Origin of the sequence: Myroides profundi, from assembly GCF_000833025.1 — a bacterium.
Taxonomy (GTDB): Bacteria; Bacteroidota; Bacteroidia; order Flavobacteriales; family Flavobacteriaceae; genus Flavobacterium; species Flavobacterium profundi_A.
Map to the genome: position 1 here is coordinate 254,250 of NZ_CP010817.1, position 20,091 is coordinate 274,340.

The window sequence follows — 20,091 nt, forward strand, 5'->3', positions numbered from 1 at the left end:
ACTATTTGTTTATGTTGTAAGAATTTAATAATTCATCATATTCTTTCGTACCTCTGCGATTAACAGATTCAGATTTTACTATTTCTTGTAATCTTAGTACACCATCTAGAATTTGTTCTGGTCTAGGTGGGCATCCAGGTACATAAACGTCTACTGGGATTACTTTATCTATTCCCTGTAGTACAGAGTAAGTATCAAAAATCCCGCCAGAACAAGCACAAGCTCCAACAGCAATAACCCATTTAGGTTCAGCCATCTGTTCATATACTTGTCTTAAGATAGGAGCCATTTTTTTAGAAATAGTTCCCATAACCATTAGCATATCTGCTTGTCTAGGAGAGAAACTCATACGCTCAGAACCAAAACGAGCTACGTCATACGTAGCTGCCATTGTTGCCATGAATTCAATTCCACAACAAGAAGTTGCGAAAGGTAGAGGCCACATTGAATTAGCACGTGCTAATCCAACTACTGAACTTAATTTAGTAGCAAAGAATCCTTCTCCTACATATCCTTCCGGAGCTTCTACTGTATTATATTTTTTATCGCTCATCTCTATCTATTTTATTAATCCCACTCTAGTCCTTTTTTCTTGAATTCATATAGTAATCCGATAATGATTAGGAATAAGAAAATTCCCATTTTCATTAAACCGTCCCAACCGAACTCTTGGAAGTTAACTGCCCAAGGGTATAAGAAGATTACCTCTACATCAAATAATACGAATAGTATTGCTACAAGGAAGTATTTTACATTGAATGGGATACGTGCACTACCTAGTGACTCTAATCCACATTCCCATGTACTGTCTTTAATTTTAGAAGATTTTTTGGGACCTAATTTACTAGAAACCCAAATTGTCATGGATACAAACCCAGCAGCTAGTGCTATTTGCATTAAGATTGGGATGAAATCAAGTTGACTTGCCTGCATATCTAAAGTATTTATATTAATACAACATACAAATATACATTCGAGTTCTCGTTTTACAAAGCTTTGGTACTCTAGGTGTTGCCTAGTTTGACTCTAATGGCTTAATATGTATTTAGATTAATTATAAATAGAATGTGAGGTAATAAAAAAAGCTATCCATTTTTGAAATGAATAGCTTCTTCGTAATTGAAAATTTATATTGTAAAAAATTAATTTCCTATCACTTCTACATCTACAGCGATTAAACCTTTTTTACCTTTTTCTTCAGTATAAGAAACGCGGTCACCTTGGTTAATGCTTTTAGTTTTTAAACCTGTGATGTGAACAAAAATGTCTTGTTTAGTAGCTTCATTTGTGATAAAGCCAAATCCTTTGTCTTCATTGAAGAACTTAATTACGCCTGTATGCATTGTATTGAAATAAATAAAATTATGTTCAAATATAATGTTTGTTTCGAACTAAGTTTAGTTTTTTTTGATTTTTTTTTAAAAATTAATGTTTATTTAATTGAAGAGGAGATTTTTATTTTCAATTCTATAATAGATTTCGAATAGTTTGTGTTACTTCCAGCTCTATTTGCTTTTTGTGGTTGTGGGGAAGAGTGCTATTAAAAACAAAAAGGGCTATTCGATTAAGAATAGCCCTTTGAGATATCTGATATAGATTAATCCTCTAAAGGTTTCATTGTGAAACTTTCCATAAATGCTGTTGTATAGTTACCAGCGATATAGTTTGGATCATCCATTAATTGTCTATGGAATGGAATAGTCGTTTTGATTCCTTCGATTACGAATTCGTCTAATGCTCTTCTCATCTTGTTAATTGCCTCTTCTCTTGTTTGAGCAGTTGTAATTAACTTAGCGATCATAGAGTCATAGTTCGGAGGAATAGAGTATCCAGAGTACACGTGAGTGTCTAGACGTACACCGTGTCCACCAGGTGTGTGAAGAGTTGTAATCTTCCCTGGAGATGGGCGGAAGTCATTGAATGGATCCTCTGCATTGATACGACATTCTATTGAGTGCATTTTAGGCAAGTAGTTTTTACCAGAAATTGGTGTACCTGCTGCAACTAAAATTTGCTCTCTGATTAAGTCATAATCGATTACCTGTTCAGTGATAGGGTGTTCCACTTGGATACGAGTATTCATTTCCATGAAGTAGAAGTTTCTGTCTCTGTCTACTAAGAATTCGATAGTACCAGCACCTTCATATTTAATGAATTCAGCAGCTTTTACAGCAGCTTCACCCATTTTTTGTCTCAATTCATCTGTCATGAATGGAGAAGGTGTTTCTTCTGTTAATTTTTGGTGACGTCTTTGGATAGAACAGTCACGCTCAGAAAGGTGACATGCTTTACCGTAAGAGTCTCCTACTACTTGGATCTCGATGTGACGTGGGTCAAGGATTAGTTTCTCCATGTACATACCATCGTTACCGAAAGCTGCAGAAGCTTCTTGACGTGCACTTTCCCATGCTCTATCTAGCTCTTCTTCTTTCAAGATTTCACGCATACCTTTACCACCACCACCAGCAGTAGCTTTCATCATTACTGGGTAACCGATAGCTTTAGCTGTTTTTTTAGCGTGTTCTAATGATTCTAATAATCCGTCAGAACCAGGTACAGTAGGTACTCCAGCTAATTTCATTGTTTCCTTAGCTGTAGCTTTATCTCCCATTTTTTCAATCATCTCTGGTCCAGCACCGATGAACTTCACACCGTGCTCTTGACAGATTTTAGAAAATTTAGCGTTTTCTGATAAGAAACCGTAACCAGGGTGTATAGCATCTGCATTTGTAATTTCAGCAGCAGCTATTATGTTTGAAATCTTTAAATACGATAAGTTACTTGGAGCAGGTCCAATACAAACAGCTTCATCCGCAAAACGAACGTGTAAACTATCTGCATCCGCAGTAGAGTAAACTGCTACAGTTTTAATGCCCATTTCTTTACATGTTCTAATAACACGTAAGGCAATTTCACCTCTATTAGCGATTAATATTTTTTTAAACATCTCTTGAAACTTTAATTTAACTTTAGTGAGTTTACTTCGTTAGAAAGTAAAAATTGGTGTGTTATAAATTTCTTAAGATGGATCAACTAAGAATAATGGTTGATCAAATTCTACTGGAGAAGCATCGTCAACTAATACTTTAACGATTTTACCAGAAATTTCAGATTCGATTTCGTTGAATAATTTCATTGCTTCGATTACACATACTACATCTCCTGCTTTAATAGTTTTTCCTACTTCAGCAAATGGTTCTTTGTCTGGAGCTGGTTTTCTATAGAATGTTCCAATGATTGGAGATTTTACAGTGATGTATTTAGAATCTTCACTTGTTGCAGTTTCTGTTGCAGCAGCAGCTGGAGCGGCTGGAGCAGCAGCTTGTTGAGCTACTGGAGCTTGTGTTAATGCAGAAGCTACTGGTACTTGTTGGATATAAGTAGTCTCAGTATTACCTGTTTCTGTTGTTTTAATGGTGATTTTAAAATCATCCATTTCTAATTTTACTTCTGTAGCACCTGATTTAGCTACGAATTTAATTAAGTTTTGAATCTCTCTAATGTCCATACCTAATGTATTGGTTAGTTGTTTTTATTTCGCTGTGTACGACCACTTTAAGTACATTGCACCCCACGTGAATCCACCTCCAAAAGTAGCAAAAATAATATTATCACCCTTTTTAAGTTGTTTTTCGTAATCGCAAAGTAGTAATGGTAAAGTGGCAGACGTTGTATTTCCGTATCTTTCGATATTCATTAATACCTTTGAGTCATCTAAGCCCATTCTGTGAGCTGTGGCATCAATGATTCGTTTGTTCGCTTGGTGTGCAGCTAACCAAGTCACATCTTCATGAGAAAGATTGTTTCGTTGCATTACTTTTTCACTTACATCAGCCATGTTTGATACAGCATATTTAAATACTGTTTTTCCATCTTGGAATACATAGTGTTGTTTGTTTGCAACAGTTTCTGCACTTGCAGGTAAGATAGATCCTCCTGCTTCGATTTTTAAGAACTCACGGCCAATACCGTCGCTTCTTAAGTATTCATCTTGTACTCCATAACCTTCTGAGTTAGGCTCGAATAATACTGCTCCAGCAGCATCTCCGAAGATAATACAAGTTGCACGATCTGTATAATCGATGATTGATGACATCTTATCTGATCCGATCAACAATACTTTTTTATATCTACCTGATTCGATATATGCAGAAGCTACTGACATACCATATAAAAAGCTAGAACAAGCTGCTTGTAAATCAAATGAAAATGCATTCGTTGCTCCAATTTTTGTTGCAACATAAACTCCTGTAGAAGCTACAGGCATATCAGGTGTCGCTGTTGATAAGATTATACAATCTATATCTTTAGGATCTGTGCCTGATTTGCGTAATAAATCTTCTGCGGCTTTAATAGCCATATAAGAAGCTCCTTCACCAGGTTCTTTAAGAATTCTTCTTTCTTTAATTCCTGTACGGCTAGTTATCCATTCGTCGTTTGTATCTACCATAGTCTCTAAGTCCGTATTGGTTAACTTAGTCTCTGGTAAGTAGCATCCGATCGCTGTAATGGCTGCGTGTATTTTTGTCATATGGTGTTGCTTTACTTTATAAAAACATTCCAAAAAGAAGCGAAAATTACAAAAAAAAAACGAATTAACGGTTCTTTGGAGGCGTAAAGTACGTTTTTTGGGCTATATACCAAAAAAAAACTCTCACACATTGTGAGAGTTAATTTGTACTTTGTCTAAAGTTATGCCTCTACTTCAGCTGTTTTGTCGATTACAACTTGCCCTCTGTAGTACATTTTTCCTTCATGCCAGTAAGCTCTGTGATATAAGTGAGCTTCTCCTGTTACAGGACATGTAGCGATTGTTGGAGCTACAGCTTTGTAGTGAGTTCTTCTCTTATCTCTTCTTGTTTTCGAGGTTTTTCTCTTAGGATGTGCCATTTTACTATATTATTTATCCGTTAATAGTTTCTTTAATTCTGCCCATCTAGGGTCAATATCTTTATTCGTATTTTCTTCTTCCTCTTCTACATCATCATCTTCTAGGTCGTCTATTAAATCGAAGATTTCATCGTCTTCATCATCGAATAGACTGTCGAACTCATCATCTTCGTCTTCATTAACATAACCTAGATAGTCAAGTGCTGCAGAATCTAGTGTTCCGTCTTTTACCCCAGGGTGAACCCTTTTTTGAGGTATAGCTAGAGCTATCATTTCATATATATACTGAGCTACATTTATATGATGTTCTGTATATGGGATAATTAATATCTCATCGTGATCATTATTAAATGCTTCTCCAAATTTAACTACCAAGTCAATTTCACTATCTATTGGTAGATCAAAATCTTGATTTGTCACATCACAAGGTACGTTTGCAAAACCTTTACTCGTGAAATGCAACTCAAATAAGTTGATTTTCTTGTCTAAAAGAACGTTTATGTCAGCAGTTATATGATTGAAATCACTGTAGTTATAGTTCTCGAAAAAACTGTCATCTACCTTAAAATCAAACGAATGCTTCCCGTTTTTTAATCCTGTGAAAGGAATTAAAAAGTCTTTTTCAATATTCATGGAATACATGATTTGAGCGTGCAAAGATAAAAAATTATTATAATTACAAGCTAGTTATCAAATTTTTTTGTGCTAAAATCTTTTTCTTGAGGCTGTAATGGGTTTGCAGCTGCCTCTATATTTCTAGTTCTATTGTTATAAATATCAATAGCTAGATATAGTGCTTCTTTGAATGAAGTCTCATCTGCAATGCCTTTTCCAGCTATTTCATAAGCAGTTCCGTGGTCTGGAGATGTTCTAATCTTGTCTAGTCCAGCAGTATAGTTCACACCATGACCAAAAGAAATCGCTTTGAAAGGGGCTAAACCTTGATCGTGGTAGCATGCTATCACCGCATCAAAGTGTTTGTGTGTTCCTGATCCGAAAAAACCATCAGCAGGAAACGGACCTGAAATTAGAATGCCTTCTTCATTAAGTTTTTCTACTGTCGGTTTTATGATTGTTAATTCCTCATTTCCTATAACACCGCCGTCACCAGCATGTGGGTTTAATCCTAAGATAGCAATACGTGGTTTGAATATATTGAAATCTTGAATTAACGTATCGTTTATCGTTTTTACCTTTTGTTCGATTAGCTCTGGTGTGATTGCCTTAGCTACATCTTGTATAGGTAAGTGATCTGTTAATAATCCTATTTTTAGATCCTCACTTACTAGAAGCATAAGAGCCTGTCCTTCTAATTGCTCGTTTAGATAATCAGTGTGTCCAGGGTATTTAAACTCTTCGTCTACGCTATTATATTTATTGATAGGAGCAGTTACTAATACGTCTATCTCTCCGTTTTTTAAAGCTTCTGTTGCTGCAACAAATGATTTTATAGCATATTTTCCAACGATAGGGTCGTTTTTACCAAATGAAATATTAACGTTTTCCTTCCATAGGTTTAATACGTTTAATCTATTTGGAACGATTTGACTTAAACTATCTATTCCTTGTATCGCTGTATTATTATCAATCGTTTTTTTTATATATGATAGTGGCTTTGAATTTCCGAATATAACAGGAGTGCAGATTTCTAGCATTCTACTGTCTTCGAAACATTTGAGTATAACTTCACTGCCTATCCCATTTAGGTCCCCGATAGAGATACCTACTTTTATAATTTCTTCTTTGTGGCTCATAGTTTCGTTTAAATTATTCCTACTTTTGAAAGCAAATTTAATAAAATAAATGGAGTTATGTTTACAGGAATAGTTGAAAACATCGGAAATATCAAAAGAATAGAGAAAGAGCAAGAAAACTTACATATCACTGTAGAATCTGCATTCGCTAGTGAATTGCAGATTGATCAGAGTGTTCTACATAATGGTATCTGTCTGACGGTAGTAGCACTAGCTGATGGTGAGTATACAGTGACTGCTATTAAAGAAACGATAGATGTGACGAGTATAGGTCAGTGGAGAGTAGGGCAAGAGCTTAACTTAGAACGTGCTATGCTGATGAATGGTCGTTTAGACGGGCATATCGTTCAAGGGCATGTAGACCATATCGCTACTTGTGTCAGTATAGAAGAAGTAGGAGGTAGTACATATTTTGGGTTTGAGTACAAAACTACATCACAGCATGTGACGATAGAGAAAGGATCTATTACAATAGACGGTACAAGTCTAACAGTTGTAGATTCTGGTATCAATACTTTTAAAGTTGCGATTATTCCATACACATTAGAGCATACTATATTTAAGCATTATCAAGTGGGAACGGTAGTTAACCTTGAGTTTGATGTAGTGGGTAAGTATGTTGCTAAGTTGGTGCAATTGAGAAGTTTGTAGTAAATATTTAGTATTTTTATCGGACTATTGGTGTAAAAGACTTTACTTTGCACCTGAAAAAAAAGTATATGAAGTTTAATTCGCAAAATAGTAATTTTGCTGCCATGACGGATGAAGAGTTAGTACAATTCATTGTTCATAGTAGTAATACTAACTTGTTTGGGATACTTTATGATCGGTACGCACAGAAGGTATATGCGAAGTGTATTGGTTTTGCAGAGTCTAGAGATGTAGCAGAAGACCTTACACAAGATATTTTTGTGAAGTTGTATTTAAACCTGAAGAACTTTAGAGGTGATTCTAAATTTTCTACGTGGTTGTATTCTTTTGCGTATAATCATTGTGTTAATTATTCCAGGTTAGTTCTTAAGAAGAAGAGAAATGAAGAAACATTGGATGATGAGAATCAATACGCATTATCTGTAGAAGACGAGATTTCGGATGAGGAGATATTCTCATTGAGTGTCGATAGGTTACAAGAGTCATTAGTAAGGTTGGATCCGGAGGACAAGATTGTTTTGTTGATGAAATATCAGGATGACAAGTCTATTAAGGAGATTTCCACCCTGTTGGATTTAGGAGAGAGTGCGGTGAAAATGAGACTCCACAGGGCTAAGAAAAAAATTGTTGAAATTTATAACTCGTTGTAATTATGGATAATCCGTTTAAAAAAATTCTTCAGGACGAAAAATTACCAGATTACTTAAAAGATAGGGTAATAGATAATCTCAACTTTATTAAGTTATCACTAGATGTGTCAGAACTTTATACTGTTAAGGTTCCTCAGGCATTAGGTAGCCTGATAGGAGAAAAAGATGTAAAAAAAGAAAATGAAATAATCAATAAAATTAAAAATAGTAAGGATGATGGAACGTTATAACTTTGAGTATCCTAGTCAAATGATTAACTCTGTAATGAGCTCGTTATTACAAGGATTGATAGGATTTGTTTTTTTAGTAGGCTATATTTTAATTTCTTGGTTAATAATTAAGGTATGTTCTTATGTCTTAAAGAAGCTGTTTAAGGTTATTCGCTTAGAGAAAATACAAAATCTATTAAGCGAAAATGACTTTTTGAATAAGGTGAATATTAAGATCAGTGTGTCTGATATCTTAATATTCTTTGTAAAGGTGTTTTTAATCTTCTTAATGGTAGTAGTAGGAGCTGAGTTATTTGGTCTAGCTATTGTCTCTCGTGAGATTGGAAACCTGATGTTGTATATTCCTAAAGTGTTTGTAGCACTACTGATCTTCGTAGGAGGATTGTATTTTGCTACATGGGTAAAGAAAGCTATTGTGGAAGTGTTAAAGGCTGTTGACTTCAGTGGAGCACGTATGATAGGTAATATCTTATTCTATCTAATCTTGGTTTTTGTGTTTATTACTACATTGAATCAGATGGGTATAAACACAGATATTATTACTAATAATATCTCTATTATCGTAGGGGCTATCCTATTGACTGTAGCTTTATCATTAGGATTAGGGGCTAAAGATGTTGTGACTAGATTATTGTTCTCTTTTTACGCTCGTAAGAATCTAGAGTTAGGACAGCTAGTGCGTATCGATGGTTTAGAAGGATATGTGATTTCTATTGATAATATTTATTTATGTCTGTTAGTAGAAGGAAAGAAACACTATCTACCGATAGCTAAAGTATCAGAAAGTCATATCGAGATAATAAAATAAACTACAAGTAGCAGTAGCTATTTAGTTATAAGAAAAGGCGAATGTTCTCATGAACATTCGCCTTTTTTAGTATTAGTATCTTGGATTGAGGGTTGTTCTCTAAGATTAAAGTTGTTGAATAAGACTGTTTTTTTATTTTCTTTCCGCTCTTTTTGACTAGATATGGAGTTTATGACTTTGGTTGCTCTTTTTGTTTTATAATGCAGGATTGAGTTTTTTATAGAGTGTTGATTTATAGAGCTATATTGTGTTTGGGCTTGGGGTTCTTCGGGTATTCTAGGGGTTTTCTTCGAGTTTGCTTGCCCAGAGAGGGGTTTTCTCGAAGGAATGTGCAAGGATAGTCGAAGGAATGTGCAAGGAACTAAAAGCAAAGAAGAGAGTAAATGAATAAAATAGGAGAAATAAAAAAGCTGATTGCGAATAGCAATCAGCTTTTTATATTATATAAGGATAGTGCTTAGTCTATCTTGATAGTCAATACTGAGATAGGTGAGTGATTTACTAAATCTTCACTGATACTTCCGTTGAAGAAATGAGCTAACCCTGTACGTCCGTGTGTAGCGATCGTGATTAGGTCTGCATTCGTTTTCTTAGAGAAGTTAAGAATTCCTTTTTCTACTGTTAGATCATTATAGATAGATAAGTCGTATTCTGTATCTGTGATGTCTTCTAAGAAGTCTTCTAATACTTGTTCTGCTACATGAGTAGGTTTAAAGCTATTAGGAGTGTTTACCATCAGTAGGTGTAACTTCGTGTCGAACATCTGGTGTAGACGTAGAATCTTTTTAAAAGGTTCTTTCATATTATCAGTAAAGTCAGAAGCGAATACAAGATCGTTTACGTTGAAGTCATCTCCTTCCCCTTTAATTACTAATACAGGTGCGTCAGACGTTCTCACTACTTTCTGAGTGTTAGAACCTACGAAGTATTCTTTCGCTCCGCTCGCTCCATGAGATCCCATTACGATAAGGTCTGCTTTATTCGTCTCTGCTGTCTTAGTCACGCCATAAGCTGTTCTGTCTAAGATAAGACTAGTAGATACCTTAATACCTTGGAATAGATCAGATAGAGCTAATTCTCTAAGTTTCTCTTCAGCAGCGTTCTTGAAGAACATTACTTCTGGAGCAGGAGTACCTTTATTGATACTATCATTTCCTTGTTGTGGCAAGTCCAAGATGTGTAATAGTAATATTTCTGCATCTCCTTTTTTAGCTATACAAGCAGCTACCTTGATAGCGTTATAAGCTTGTGTAGAAAAATCTGTTGGGACTAGTATTTTTTTCATAGTGATATTTGTTGTTTTATTTCGATTTAATTACATGATTTAAAGTTAAGAATATAATTATCAATAGGCAAAAGTTTTATTTGTAATAAAAAAATTAATATCTTTGCACAGTTATTTATTAAAAAAGTTAAATAATGAGGGGACAAAGTAGTCCCCTCTTTTTATAGCATATGACATTAAAAAGTAAAGTACAAGAATTAATAGATAAGGCTTTAGAAGAGCATACATCTATATTTATTATAGATTTTACGGTGTCTGCTGACAATAAAATCACTCTAACTATAGATGGTGATGAAGGTGTGACATTACAAGATTGTATAAATTTTAGTAGAGCTATAGAGCATAATTTAGATAGAGAAGAGCAGGATTTCTCTCTAGAGGTAGCATCAGCAGGTGCAACAGCGCCTTTAAAATTACTTCGTCAATACCATAAGAACATTGGTAGAAAACTGAAAGTAGTGACGCTAGATCAAGAGAAATATGAGGCTACTCTAGATAATGTGATCGATAATCAGATTGTCCTAAAGTGGAAGGCTAGAGAGCCTAAACCTGTAGGAAAAGGGAAGGTGACAGTAGAGAAAGAAGCTGTGATCCCTTTTGAGAATATTAAAGAAGCGAATGTTATAATTTCATTTTAAAATAAAAAAAGCACATGGAGAATAGAGATTTAGTAGATTCATTCTCAGAATTTAAAGACGAAAAAGATATTGAGCGTGTAACGCTGATGGCCATCTTAGAAGATGTATTTAGAAATGCATTGAAAAAAAGATTTGGTAACGATGATAACTTTGATATCATTGTTAACCCAGATAAAGGAGATTGCCAGATATTCAGAAACCGTGTAGTAGTAAATGATGGGGAAGTAGAGAATGATAACTATGAAATTTCATTATCTCAAGCACGCAAGATCGAACCAGATTTTGAAGTAGGAGAAGAAGTTTCAGAAGAGGTTAAATTAGAGGAGTTAGGAAGACGTGCTATTTTAGCATTGCGCCAAAACTTAAACTCTAAAGTGACTGAGCACGATAATACTACTTTATACAAACAGTTCAAAGATATTATTGGAGAAGTTTATTCAGCAGAAGTGCACCACATCCGTCCAAAAGTTGTAATTTTGATGGATGAGGAAGGAAATGAAATCGTTTTACCAAAAGATAAACAGATTCCATCTGACTTCTTTAGAAAAGGTGATACTGTAAAAGGAATCATCGAAGCAGTAGAATTAAAAGGATCTAAACCTCAAATCATCATGTCTAGAACTGCTACTGAGTTCTTAGAAAGATTATTCGAGCAAGAAATCCCTGAGATCGCTGATGGACATATCACGATTAAGAAAGTGGTACGTATCCCTGGAGAAAAAGCAAAAGTGGCAGTAGATACTTTTGATGATCGTATCGATCCAGTAGGAGCGTGTGTAGGTATGAAAGGATCTCGTATCCATGGTATCGTTCGCGAATTAGGAAATGAGAATATAGACGTAATTAATTTTACTAATAATACAGAATTATTCGTTAAGCGTGCTTTAGCACCTGCTAACGTAAATAAAGTAGTTCTGAATGAAGAGACTAAAAAAGCAAATGTTTATTTAGCTCTAGAAGAGGTATCACGTGCGATAGGACGTGGTGGACAAAACATCAAATTAGCTGGTATGTTGACTGGATATGATATTGATGTTATGCGTGAATTAAACCCAGAAGACGATGACGTAGAATTAAAAGAATTCAAAGACGAAATCGATGAGTGGGTAATTGAAGAATTTGCAAGAATCGGTTTAGATACGGCTAAGAGCGTTTTAAGCCTAAGTGTTGAAGAGTTAATGAAACGTACTGATCTTGAGGATGAAACAATTGAGAATGTACTTAGAATCTTGAAAGAAGAATTCGAGGATTAATTACAAGTTAACAACACAACACATTTAATACACTAAAAGGATAATATGTCTGAAGAAAGAGCAATAAGAATTAATAAAGTTTTAAGGGAATTGAATATTTCTCTCGATAGAGCCGTTGACTTTTTAAAAGGAAAAGGTTTCGATATCGACGCAACACCTAATGCTAAAATTTCTGATCAAGAATATAGTGTTTTGTGTAAACAATTTTCTGCTGATAAAGGTAAGAAAGAGGCATCTATTGAAGTAAGTGAAGAGAAAAAGAAAGAGAAAGAGGCCTTGAAAATTGAGCGTGATAAAGAATTAGAGGAGAAGAAAAAACAAGAGGAAGCACGTATTAAGCGTGAACAAGAAATTATCCGAGCTAAAGCTGAAGAAATTGCAGCTATCAAAACTGTGGGTAAAATCGATCTTGAGCCTAAAAAAACTAAAGCTTCTTCAGACGATTCTAATAAAGAAAATAAATCTTTTGAAAAAGATGCCAAAGCTCCTGCTAAAGAGAGTAAGCAAAAACAAGCTAATGAGGTTATAGAGGATAAGAAAGAGACTGTCGCTAAACCTGTAGTTGATAAGGAAGCATCTAAAGTAACGAACTCAAATAAACAAGTGGAAGCTAAAAAAGAGGTGGAAAAACCAAAACAGAAAGAATCTGTAGCAGGAAGTAAGGATGCTTCATCTAACAAAGTGGATTCTAAAAAAGCAGAGTCTAACAAAGCGGAAGAGGCTGCTAAGACAGAAGAAAACGCAGGAGAGGAGATGATTAAAACTAATTATCAAAAACTTTCTGGTACTACTTTTACTGGACAGACTATCGATTTATCTCAATTCGATAAGCCTAAAAAGAAAAAAGAAGAGCCTAAAAAAGGTGGTAACAACGCTGGTAACAATGCGAAACCAGGTGCTGGTAATGCCGCTAATAAGAATAAGAGAAAACGTATAGCTAAACCAGGTACTGCTGAAGGTGGTAATACTACTAATAACAATAGCAATAATGCTAATGGTGGTAATAACAACAACAATAACAGAAACCAAGGTGGCGGGCAAAGAAATAACAACAATAATAACAATGCTGGTGGAAACAAATTTGGTAATAGAAACCAAAGACGTAACCAACAAGCTCCTGTAGTTAAGGCTGAGCCAACAGAAGAAGAAGTTAAAAACCAAATCAAGGAGACACTAGAACGTCTTCAAGGTAAAGGTAATAAGTCTAAATCTGCTAAATACCGTCGTGATAAACGTGATGTACACCGTAAGAAAACGGATGACGAACAAAAAGCATTAGAAGCTGGAAGTAAAGTATTAAAAGTTACTGAGTTCGTTACTGTAGGTGAGATCGCTACTATGATGGATGTGCCTATTACTAAAGTTATCGGTACATGTATGTCATTAGGTATCATGGTAACAATGAATCAACGTCTAGACGCTGAGACATTGACTATCGTGGCTGATGAGTTCGGATATGAAGTAGACTTTACTACTGCAGCTATTGAAGAGGCTATCGAAGAAGCTCCAGATAGACCAGAAGATTTAAAATCTCGTGCTCCTATCGTTACTGTAATGGGACACGTTGACCACGGTAAGACATCGTTACTTGACTACGTTCGTAAAGCTAACGTTATCGCTGGTGAGTCAGGAGGTATTACGCAGCACATCGGTGCGTATGGGGTAACTTTAGAAAATGGTCAAAAGATTACTTTCTTAGATACACCAGGTCACGAGGCGTTTACTGCGATGCGTGCACGTGGTGCGCAAGTAACGGATATCGTTATTATCGTAATCGCTGCGGATGATGACATCATGCCACAAACGAAAGAGGCTATTAGCCACGCTCAAGCGGCAGGTGTACCTATTATCTTCGCGATCAATAAGGTAGATAAGCCAACGGCTAACCCTGATAAAATTAAAGAGAAGTTAGCATCAATGAACTTGCTAGTAGAAGAGTGGGGTGGTACTTACCAATCTCAAGATATCTCTGCTAAACAAGGTATTGGTATGACTGAATTACTTGAAAAAGTATTATTAGAAGCTGAAATGTTAGAACTGAAAGCTAACCCAGATAAGTTAGCAGTAGGTACTGTAGTAGAGGCATTCTTAGATAAAGGTAGAGGATATGTGTCTACTGTATTAGTACAAGCTGGTACTCTTCGCGTAGGAGATTATTTATTAGCAGGATGTAACCATGGTAAAGTACGTGCTATGCACGATGAGCGTGGTAAGTCTATTAAAGTAGCTGGTCCTTCAACTCCAATCTCTGTATTAGGTCTTGATGGTGCGCCAACTGCTGGTGATAAATTCAACGTATTCGAAGAAGAAAAAGAAGCAAAACAAATTGCATCTAAACGTACTCAGCTGATCCGCGAACAATCTGTACGTGCTCAACGTCATATTACGTTAGCAGAGATTGGACGTCGTATCGCATTAGGAGATTTCAAAGAGTTGAACATTATCTTAAAAGGGGACGTGGATGGTTCTGTTGAGGCATTATCTGATTCATTCTCTAAATTATCTACAGAAGAAATTCAAATCAACATTATCCACAAAGGAGTTGGTGCGATTACAGAATCTGACGTATTGTTAGCATCTGCTTCTGACGCGATCATTATCGGATTTAACGTTCGTCCTATGGCATCTGCTAAAGTATTAGCTGATAAAGAAGAGATCGATATCCGTAACTACTCAATTATCTATGCTGCTATCGATGACCTTAAAGATGCAATGGAAGGTATGTTATCTCCAGAGCTTAAAGAAGAGGTTACTGGTACTGCTGAGATCCGTGAGTTGTTCAAAATTTCTAAAGTGGGAACTATCGCTGGATGTATGGTTACAGATGGTAAGATATTCCGTAGCTCTAGAATCCGCTTAATCCGTGAAGGTGTAGTAATCTACACTGGAGAGTTAACTGCTCTTAAACGTTTCAAAGATGACGTTAAAGAAGTTTCTAAAGGATATGATTGTGGTATTCAGATTAAAAACTACAACGACATTAAGGAGTATGACGTAATCGAAGCTTTCCAAGAAGTAGAGGTTAAAAAGAAACTTAAATAGTATAAAATATAGTTAATAAGAGAGGGTTACAGTGATGTAACCCTTTTTTTATGTCAAAATGTCTTATTTTTAGTTTGGCTTATAATTTGTAGATTTAATTAAAAAAGAAAAACGTCTAAGTATGATTTGGATTTTTATGATTGCGATAATGGGTGCTAGTTGGTTAGTAGGTTATCGCTTAAAAAGTAAATTTGAGAAATATTCTAAAGTACAACTTCAGAATGGGATGAGTGGTGCGGAGATAGCACAGAAGATGTTGTTTGATCATGGGATCAGAGACGTAAGAGTTATTTCTACTCCAGGTAGGCTGACCGATCACTATAATCCAATGGATAAGACAGTCAACTTAAGTGAGGCTGTGTATAATGAGCGTAATGCAGCTGCCGCGGCTGTTGCTGCCCATGAGGTAGGGCACGCTGTACAGCATGCTGAGGCATATCACTGGCTGACTATGCGTTCTAAGTTAGTTCCTATTGTTAGCTTTTCGTCTAATATAGTGACGTGGGTGTTATTAGGAGGTGTGTTAATGATTAATACATTTCCACAGTTGTTATTAATCGGGATTATTTTGTTTGCGATGACAACGATATTCTCTTTTGTGACATTACCTGTAGAATACGATGCGAGTAATCGTGCATTAAAGTGGTTGCAAGCAAAGAATATAGTGACTCAAGGAGAATATGCAGGAGCTAAGGATTCGTTGAAATGGGCAGCTCGTACGTATGTAGTGGCTGCGATAAGTTCACTAGGTACGCTACTGTACTATGTAATGATCTATATGAATAGAAGATAATAAAAAAGACCTCTGCTAAAGAGGTCTTTTTGGTTATAATATATTCAATGTAATGAGCAATGGGATGTGATCAGATACTTTTCTTGCCATGCTAATTTCTTCAAAGTCTTCAAAGAAGTAGATAGGTTTAGCACTGATAAGTTCATTTTTGTCAGGGTGATAAAAGATGTTATCATACTCTGATGCTAGACAGTCACCTTTAAGACATTTCTGTCTAAGACTCGTCTTTTGTGTAGAGAAGCTAGGTAGATATCCTTGTTTCTTTAAGGGATTAAATACGCTATGACTTTCACTTAAATTAAAATCACCTAAGAAGATAAGATTGTGATCAGGATAATGTTCTGGAAAGAATTTTAGGTACTTGATTTCTTTCTCAGGCTGATGTTTAGTTGGTAGTGCGTGTAGACTACTTATCGTTATTTCTTTTCCTTTATAAATAAATGTTGCCATATAAGGTTCTCTTTCTATTTCCTCTTGATAAGTAGGTTCAAGAAAAGGTTTTCCTTTTAGTTTGACTTTGCTAGTTCTCCATAGGTAAGCATAGCGTTCTGAGCGATATGGAGAACTAGCAGTAGGATCGCTTATCGCATAGTCCCATTTGGCTCCTGATGATCTGTTTAATTCTTCGTGTATCTTAGCAATAGTTTGTGCACCTGTAAGGTTAGTGACAACCTCTTGTATGGCTATGATGTCTGTTTGTTTAATCGTTTTAGCGATGTATTCTATATTCTCTTGTGATTTACTCTTTCCGACGTTAAGTAAATTCCAAGTCATTATCTTCACTTGGGCATTAACCGAAAAAGATATAAAAAGAGTAATAATAAATAAAGTTAAGGCTTTTAAAAATCTAGTGTTAGGCATATTGAATTTTGTTAAAAGGCGTTAGATTATGGTCTTTTTATAAAGAGGCATTTATAAAAATGACGTATTTTTACGCAGTTTTGTTCTCTACCCAGTCATTGGGAATAAAGGGGCACAAAAATAGTAATGTAACTGATATAAACTTTAAAAATTGAAAACATTTTCTTCTATAGCTGATTTTAATTGCGATAAAAAAGTAGTTGCTACATTAGGTACTTTTGATGGAGTGCATGTAGGACATCAGATGATTATCAAAAAGCTTGTTGATTCTGCTAAAGCTAATGGTGGCGAGAGTTTGGTGTTGACCTTCTTTCCTCATCCTCGCATGGTTTTAAAGCAGGATAACAGTATTCGATTATTGAATACTATAGAAGAGAAGAAAGAGCTTTTAAAAGGATTAGGATTAGATAATCTAGTCATTCAAAAGTTTGACTTAGAGTTTGCTCAGTTATCAGCAGAAGAGTTCGTGAAGCAGGTGTTAGTAGATAAATTTAATATCTCTAAAATTATTATAGGTTATGATCATCGCTTCGGCAAAAATAGAACTGCTGATATTCATGATTTAAAAGCGTTCGGTGAGAAATATGGCTTTGAAGTAGAAGAAATCTCTGCTCAAGAAATAGATCATGTATCTATTAGTTCTACTAAGATACGTGTTGCTCTAGAAGAAGACGGTAATATGATGTTGGCGAATGAATTCTTAGGGTATGAGTACTATTTCTCTGGTACAGTAGTACACGGTAAGAAATTAGGCCGTAAGCTAGGTTTTCCTACAGCGAATATTGTTGTGGACGAAGATTATAAATTGATTCCTGAGAACGGGGTCTATGTGGTAGAATCTGAGTTAAATGGAGCGAAAGTGATGGGAATGATGAGTGTAGGTATTAACCCTACCTTTGCAGACCACCCTTATACAATAGAAGTAAATTATTTAGATTGGGATGGTGATTTATACGACCAAAAGTTAAAAGTTCGTATCTTAGACAGAATAAGAGATGAATTAAAATTTAGTGGACTTGATGAGTTGATTGCGAAGTTAAAAGATGACGAACGCGTGACTCGAGAGTTCTTCAGTCGTTATGAAGGAAAAACTGTACCGTCAGATAGATAATTCTCCGTTAATTATCTTTCGTATATTCTTTGGTTTCTTATTCGCTTGTGAGTCATTCGGTGCGATTGCTACAGGTTGGGTAAGAGATAATCTAGTCGATGTAAAGATTACATTCTCCCATATCTATATGGACTTTCTGCAGGTGCTAGTAGGACCTCAGATGTATGCCTACTTTTTTGTGATGGGCTGTGTGTCAGTTGCTGTTATGCTTGGGTATCGATATAAGTGGACTATGCCACTGCTAACGATATTATGGGCTGGCGCTTATTTTATACAGAAGACATCTTATAATAATCACTACTATATGCTATTAGTGATTTGTGTGTATATGTGCTTCGTACCCGCTAATCGATATGCTTCTCTTGATGTAAAAAGTAATAGGGTAACAGAAGAACACTCTATGCCTTATTATATTTCATGGTTGTTTATCTTTCAGGTATTTATGCTTTATATTTATGGTACTGTGGCTAAGTTCTATCCAGATTGGTTAGATGGGACATTTACGAAGTTGATGTATCAAGGAGCTAATATCCCTGATGTGTTTAAGCAAGTATTTACACAGGATTGGTTCTATGTCTCTATTGCTTATTTAGGGATTATATTTGACGGATTAGTTGTGTTCTTATTGTTGTATAAACGCACGCGTACTTTAGCAGTGATAGCCTCATTGGTATTTCACTTGTTTAATTCTATTACCTTACATATCGGTATATTCCCTTATTTTGCATTGAGTTTTGCTGTGTTCTTCTATGAACCAGAGCAAGTGAGAAGTTGGTTCTTTAAAAAGAAAACTCCTTTAGATGAGGATACTTTAAAAGAGGAACAAGCTGTAACTAGACACTTCTCTCCTCAAGTGAAGTATTTCTTATTGGCATTTATGTTTGTACAATTAGTGCTTCCTCTAAGACATTATTTTATCAAGGGAGATGTGTTATGGACTGATGAAGCTCATCGTCTTAGCTGGCGTATGATGCTTAGATCAAGGAGTGGTTATACGAATTATATCGTAGAAAATAAAAAGACAGGGGATAGAAAGTATTACGATATAGAAGATGTGCTAACTAATAAACAGATGGCTCGCCTGTCTTCTCCAGATATGATCTGGCAGATGGCACAATATATCAAAAAAGAATACGAAGCAAAAGGAGAGGACGTAGCAGTATATGCTGAAAGTTATGTATCCATTAATCAACGTGATTTAAGTCAATTCGTAGATCCTAAAGTAGACTTAGGAGCTGTAGGTTGGAATTACTTTACGCACTGTGAGTGGATATTAGAGAAGCCTTTTTAGAATAAAAGAGATAACAAAAAACGCATACTGATTAGTATGCGTTTTTTGTTATTGTTTAGCTTCAGCAAGCTCCTTTTTATATTCTATTAGATGTAGACTAGTATCGTATTTGCCATAGGTGAAGTAGTTAATCCAATCTCCTAGATTAATGTATTTAGACTGGTCATTTAAGTCAATAATCATTGGTAAATGACGGTGCCCAAAAACGAAGTAGTCGTAATGAGTGGTTTCTAATTTGCGTTTAGCATATAGGATTAACCATTCATTGTCTTCTCCTAAGAATTTAATGTCTTCATCACCTGATATCAGTTTATTCTTAACAGATAGGTAAGAACCAAGTCTAACTCCGATGTCTGGATGCAACCATCTGAACAGCCATTTAGAGAAAGGATTGGTAAAGACTTTCTTCATTCTCTTATAGCCCATATCTCCAGGTCCTAGTCCATCTCCATGTCCGATAAAGAACTTCTTACCGTTAATGTCAAATACTTTAGGCTCGTGATATACTGGTATTCCTAGTTCTGTCTGGAAGTAATCATCCATCCATAAGTCGTGGTTTCCTACAAAGAAGAAAACAGGAATGCCTCTATCTTTGATCTCAGCCAACTTACCAAGTATTCTTACAAAACCTTTAGGTACAACAGTCTTGTACTCAAACCAGAAGTCAAATAAATCTCCTAGTATGAATAAGGCGCCCATATCATCTTCTTTCTCGCGTAACCACTGTAAGAATAACTCTTCTCTAGGAAGGCTTTTCTCTCGAGTGGGTGCTCCGAAGTGCTGATCAGAAGCGAAGTATATACTCTTATCTGTATTAATTGTAAAACTCAAGTT

General features: G+C 35.5%; 22 protein-coding genes. 10 read left to right on the forward strand and 12 right to left on the reverse strand.

Annotation, left to right across the window (positions count from 1 at the left end; translation table 11 throughout):
• Window position 1 precedes the first annotated feature (1 nt).
• The 9 genes from MPR_RS01135 to pdxA form a co-directional block, all read right to left on the reverse strand.
• A complete protein-coding gene (locus MPR_RS01135) occupies window positions 2–553 on the reverse strand; it encodes an NADH-quinone oxidoreductase subunit B (RefSeq protein WP_006257691.1) in 552 nt (183 codons plus the stop codon).
• Window positions 554–567: 14 nt separating this feature from the next.
• Window positions 568–933, reverse strand: coding sequence for an NADH-quinone oxidoreductase subunit A (locus tag MPR_RS01140; RefSeq protein WP_006257690.1), 366 nt, complete (start codon window positions 931–933; stop codon window positions 568–570).
• 209 nt (window positions 934–1,142) lie between these two features.
• Window positions 1,143–1,343 (reverse strand): cold-shock protein, encoded by a 201-nt coding sequence (locus MPR_RS01145; protein WP_006257689.1) that lies wholly within the window; start codon window positions 1,341–1,343, stop codon window positions 1,143–1,145.
• A gap of 254 nt (window positions 1,344–1,597) precedes the next feature.
• The gene (accC, locus tag MPR_RS01150; RefSeq protein ID WP_041888484.1) at window positions 1,598–2,947 is read right to left on the reverse strand and encodes an acetyl-CoA carboxylase biotin carboxylase subunit; all 1,350 of its coding nucleotides are present in this window, start codon (window positions 2,945–2,947) and stop codon (window positions 1,598–1,600) included.
• Between the two features lie 72 nt (window positions 2,948–3,019).
• Window positions 3,020–3,508 (reverse strand): acetyl-CoA carboxylase biotin carboxyl carrier protein, encoded by a 489-nt coding sequence (gene accB, locus MPR_RS01155; protein WP_041888485.1) that lies wholly within the window; start codon window positions 3,506–3,508, stop codon window positions 3,020–3,022.
• A gap of 24 nt (window positions 3,509–3,532) precedes the next feature.
• Window positions 3,533–4,531, reverse strand: a complete 999-nt coding sequence (locus MPR_RS01160; protein ID WP_041888486.1) for a beta-ketoacyl-ACP synthase III — start codon at window positions 4,529–4,531, stop codon at window positions 3,533–3,535.
• 161 nt (window positions 4,532–4,692) lie between these two features.
• Window positions 4,693–4,890 carry a 50S ribosomal protein L32 gene (rpmF, locus tag MPR_RS01165; RefSeq protein WP_006257684.1) on the reverse strand — a complete coding sequence of 66 codons (198 nt, stop codon included), beginning with the start codon at window positions 4,888–4,890 and terminating at the stop codon, window positions 4,693–4,695.
• A gap of 9 nt (window positions 4,891–4,899) precedes the next feature.
• The gene (locus MPR_RS01170; RefSeq protein WP_041888487.1) at window positions 4,900–5,523 is read right to left on the reverse strand and encodes a YceD family protein; all 624 of its coding nucleotides are present in this window, start codon (window positions 5,521–5,523) and stop codon (window positions 4,900–4,902) included.
• A gap of 50 nt (window positions 5,524–5,573) precedes the next feature.
• Window positions 5,574–6,644 carry a 4-hydroxythreonine-4-phosphate dehydrogenase PdxA gene (gene pdxA, locus MPR_RS01175; protein WP_041888489.1) on the reverse strand — a complete coding sequence of 357 codons (1,071 nt, stop codon included), beginning with the start codon at window positions 6,642–6,644 and terminating at the stop codon, window positions 5,574–5,576.
• A gap of 57 nt (window positions 6,645–6,701) precedes the next feature.
• Here pdxA and MPR_RS01180 point away from each other — a divergent pair, with 57 nt between their 5' ends.
• From MPR_RS01180 to MPR_RS01195, 4 genes are all read left to right on the forward strand, one after another.
• Complete coding sequence (locus MPR_RS01180) at window positions 6,702–7,295, forward strand: riboflavin synthase (RefSeq protein ID WP_041888491.1); 594 nt, start codon at window positions 6,702–6,704, stop codon at window positions 7,293–7,295.
• 68 nt (window positions 7,296–7,363) lie between these two features.
• Window positions 7,364–7,945 carry an RNA polymerase sigma factor gene (locus MPR_RS01185; protein ID WP_006257678.1) on the forward strand — a complete coding sequence of 194 codons (582 nt, stop codon included), beginning with the start codon at window positions 7,364–7,366 and terminating at the stop codon, window positions 7,943–7,945.
• A gap of 2 nt (window positions 7,946–7,947) precedes the next feature.
• Entirely contained in the window at window positions 7,948–8,175 is a 228-nt protein-coding gene (locus MPR_RS01190) for a hypothetical protein (RefSeq protein WP_006257677.1), read from the forward strand.
• Window positions 8,159–8,983, forward strand: coding sequence for a mechanosensitive ion channel family protein (locus MPR_RS01195; protein WP_006260495.1), 825 nt, complete (start codon window positions 8,159–8,161; stop codon window positions 8,981–8,983). The genes MPR_RS01190 and MPR_RS01195 overlap by 17 nt, the downstream gene beginning before the upstream one ends.
• 457 nt (window positions 8,984–9,440) lie before the next feature.
• On the opposite strand, the gene MPR_RS01205 is transcribed toward MPR_RS01195, so the two are convergent.
• Window positions 9,441–10,268: a universal stress protein gene (locus tag MPR_RS01205; protein ID WP_006262594.1), complete on the reverse strand. Its 828-nt coding sequence runs from the start codon at window positions 10,266–10,268 to the stop codon at window positions 9,441–9,443.
• Between the two features lie 170 nt (window positions 10,269–10,438).
• Between MPR_RS01205 and rimP the strand changes: the two genes are divergently transcribed.
• The 4 genes from rimP to MPR_RS01225 all read left to right on the forward strand — a co-directional run bounded on the left by rimP (window position 10,439) and on the right by MPR_RS01225 (window position 15,994).
• A complete protein-coding gene (gene rimP / locus MPR_RS01210) occupies window positions 10,439–10,906 on the forward strand; it encodes a ribosome assembly cofactor RimP (protein ID WP_006257673.1) in 468 nt (155 codons plus the stop codon).
• 14 nt (window positions 10,907–10,920) lie between these two features.
• Window positions 10,921–12,159: a transcription termination factor NusA gene (nusA, locus tag MPR_RS01215; RefSeq protein WP_006257671.1), complete on the forward strand. Its 1,239-nt coding sequence runs from the start codon at window positions 10,921–10,923 to the stop codon at window positions 12,157–12,159.
• A 45-nt stretch (window positions 12,160–12,204) separates the two neighbouring features.
• A complete protein-coding gene (infB, locus tag MPR_RS01220) occupies window positions 12,205–15,201 on the forward strand; it encodes a translation initiation factor IF-2 (protein ID WP_041888495.1) in 2,997 nt (998 codons plus the stop codon).
• Between the two features lie 121 nt (window positions 15,202–15,322).
• A complete protein-coding gene (locus tag MPR_RS01225; RefSeq protein ID WP_006257669.1) occupies window positions 15,323–15,994 on the forward strand; it encodes a zinc metallopeptidase in 672 nt (223 codons plus the stop codon).
• Window positions 15,995–16,027: 33 nt separating this feature from the next.
• Here MPR_RS01225 and MPR_RS01230 read toward each other — a convergent pair whose 3' ends face one another.
• Window positions 16,028–16,855, reverse strand: coding sequence for an endonuclease/exonuclease/phosphatase family protein (locus tag MPR_RS01230; protein ID WP_041888497.1), 828 nt, complete (start codon window positions 16,853–16,855; stop codon window positions 16,028–16,030).
• A 151-nt stretch (window positions 16,856–17,006) separates the two neighbouring features.
• On the opposite strand from MPR_RS01230, the gene MPR_RS01235 reads away from it, so the two are divergent.
• Both MPR_RS01235 and MPR_RS01240 read left to right on the forward strand, forming a co-directional pair.
• Window positions 17,007–17,966 (forward strand): bifunctional riboflavin kinase/FAD synthetase, encoded by a 960-nt coding sequence (locus MPR_RS01235; RefSeq protein WP_006266147.1) that lies wholly within the window; start codon window positions 17,007–17,009, stop codon window positions 17,964–17,966.
• On the forward strand, window positions 17,935–19,257 hold the full coding sequence (locus MPR_RS01240) for an HTTM domain-containing protein (protein ID WP_041888500.1): 1,323 nt from the start codon (window positions 17,935–17,937) through the stop codon (window positions 19,255–19,257). Before MPR_RS01235 ends, MPR_RS01240 begins: the two co-directional genes overlap by 32 nt.
• Before the next feature lie 48 nt (window positions 19,258–19,305).
• On the opposite strand, the gene MPR_RS01245 is transcribed toward MPR_RS01240, so the two are convergent.
• Entirely contained in the window at window positions 19,306–20,088 is a 783-nt protein-coding gene (locus MPR_RS01245; protein ID WP_041888502.1) for a UDP-2,3-diacylglucosamine diphosphatase, read from the reverse strand.
• Between the last annotated feature and the right edge of the window lie 3 nt (window positions 20,089–20,091).

Excerpts from the sequence above, each read along its gene's own strand:
- MPR_RS01135 (WP_006257691.1), bottom strand. The coding sequence starts at position 553 with ATGAGCGATAAAAAATATAATACAGTAGAAGCTCCGGAAGGATATGTA.
- MPR_RS01140 (WP_006257690.1), bottom strand. The coding sequence starts at position 933 with ATGCAGGCAAGTCAACTTGATTTCATCCCAATCTTAATGCAAATAGCA.
- MPR_RS01145 (WP_006257689.1), bottom strand. The coding sequence starts at position 1,343 with ATGCATACAGGCGTAATTAAGTTCTTCAATGAAGACAAAGGATTTGGC.
- accC (WP_041888484.1), bottom strand. The coding sequence starts at position 2,947 with ATGTTTAAAAAAATATTAATCGCTAATAGAGGTGAAATTGCCTTACGT.
- accB (WP_041888485.1), bottom strand. The coding sequence starts at position 3,508 with ATGGACATTAGAGAGATTCAAAACTTAATTAAATTCGTAGCTAAATCA.
- MPR_RS01160 (WP_041888486.1), bottom strand. The coding sequence starts at position 4,531 with ATGACAAAAATACACGCAGCCATTACAGCGATCGGATGCTACTTACCA.
- rpmF (WP_006257684.1), bottom strand. The coding sequence starts at position 4,890 with ATGGCACATCCTAAGAGAAAAACCTCGAAAACAAGAAGAGATAAGAGA.
- MPR_RS01170 (WP_041888487.1), bottom strand. The coding sequence starts at position 5,523 with ATGAATATTGAAAAAGACTTTTTAATTCCTTTCACAGGATTAAAAAAC.
- pdxA (WP_041888489.1), bottom strand. The coding sequence starts at position 6,644 with ATGAGCCACAAAGAAGAAATTATAAAAGTAGGTATCTCTATCGGGGAC.
- MPR_RS01180 (WP_041888491.1), top strand. The coding sequence starts at position 6,702 with ATGTTTACAGGAATAGTTGAAAACATCGGAAATATCAAAAGAATAGAG.
- MPR_RS01185 (WP_006257678.1), top strand. The coding sequence starts at position 7,364 with ATGAAGTTTAATTCGCAAAATAGTAATTTTGCTGCCATGACGGATGAA.
- MPR_RS01190 (WP_006257677.1), top strand. The coding sequence starts at position 7,948 with ATGGATAATCCGTTTAAAAAAATTCTTCAGGACGAAAAATTACCAGAT.
- MPR_RS01195 (WP_006260495.1), top strand. The coding sequence starts at position 8,159 with ATGATGGAACGTTATAACTTTGAGTATCCTAGTCAAATGATTAACTCT.
- MPR_RS01205 (WP_006262594.1), bottom strand. The coding sequence starts at position 10,268 with ATGAAAAAAATACTAGTCCCAACAGATTTTTCTACACAAGCTTATAAC.
- rimP (WP_006257673.1), top strand. The coding sequence starts at position 10,439 with ATGACATTAAAAAGTAAAGTACAAGAATTAATAGATAAGGCTTTAGAA.
- nusA (WP_006257671.1), top strand. The coding sequence starts at position 10,921 with ATGGAGAATAGAGATTTAGTAGATTCATTCTCAGAATTTAAAGACGAA.
- infB (WP_041888495.1), top strand. The coding sequence starts at position 12,205 with ATGTCTGAAGAAAGAGCAATAAGAATTAATAAAGTTTTAAGGGAATTG.
- MPR_RS01225 (WP_006257669.1), top strand. The coding sequence starts at position 15,323 with ATGATTTGGATTTTTATGATTGCGATAATGGGTGCTAGTTGGTTAGTA.
- MPR_RS01230 (WP_041888497.1), bottom strand. The coding sequence starts at position 16,855 with ATGCCTAACACTAGATTTTTAAAAGCCTTAACTTTATTTATTATTACT.
- MPR_RS01240 (WP_041888500.1), top strand. The coding sequence starts at position 17,935 with ATGAAGGAAAAACTGTACCGTCAGATAGATAATTCTCCGTTAATTATC.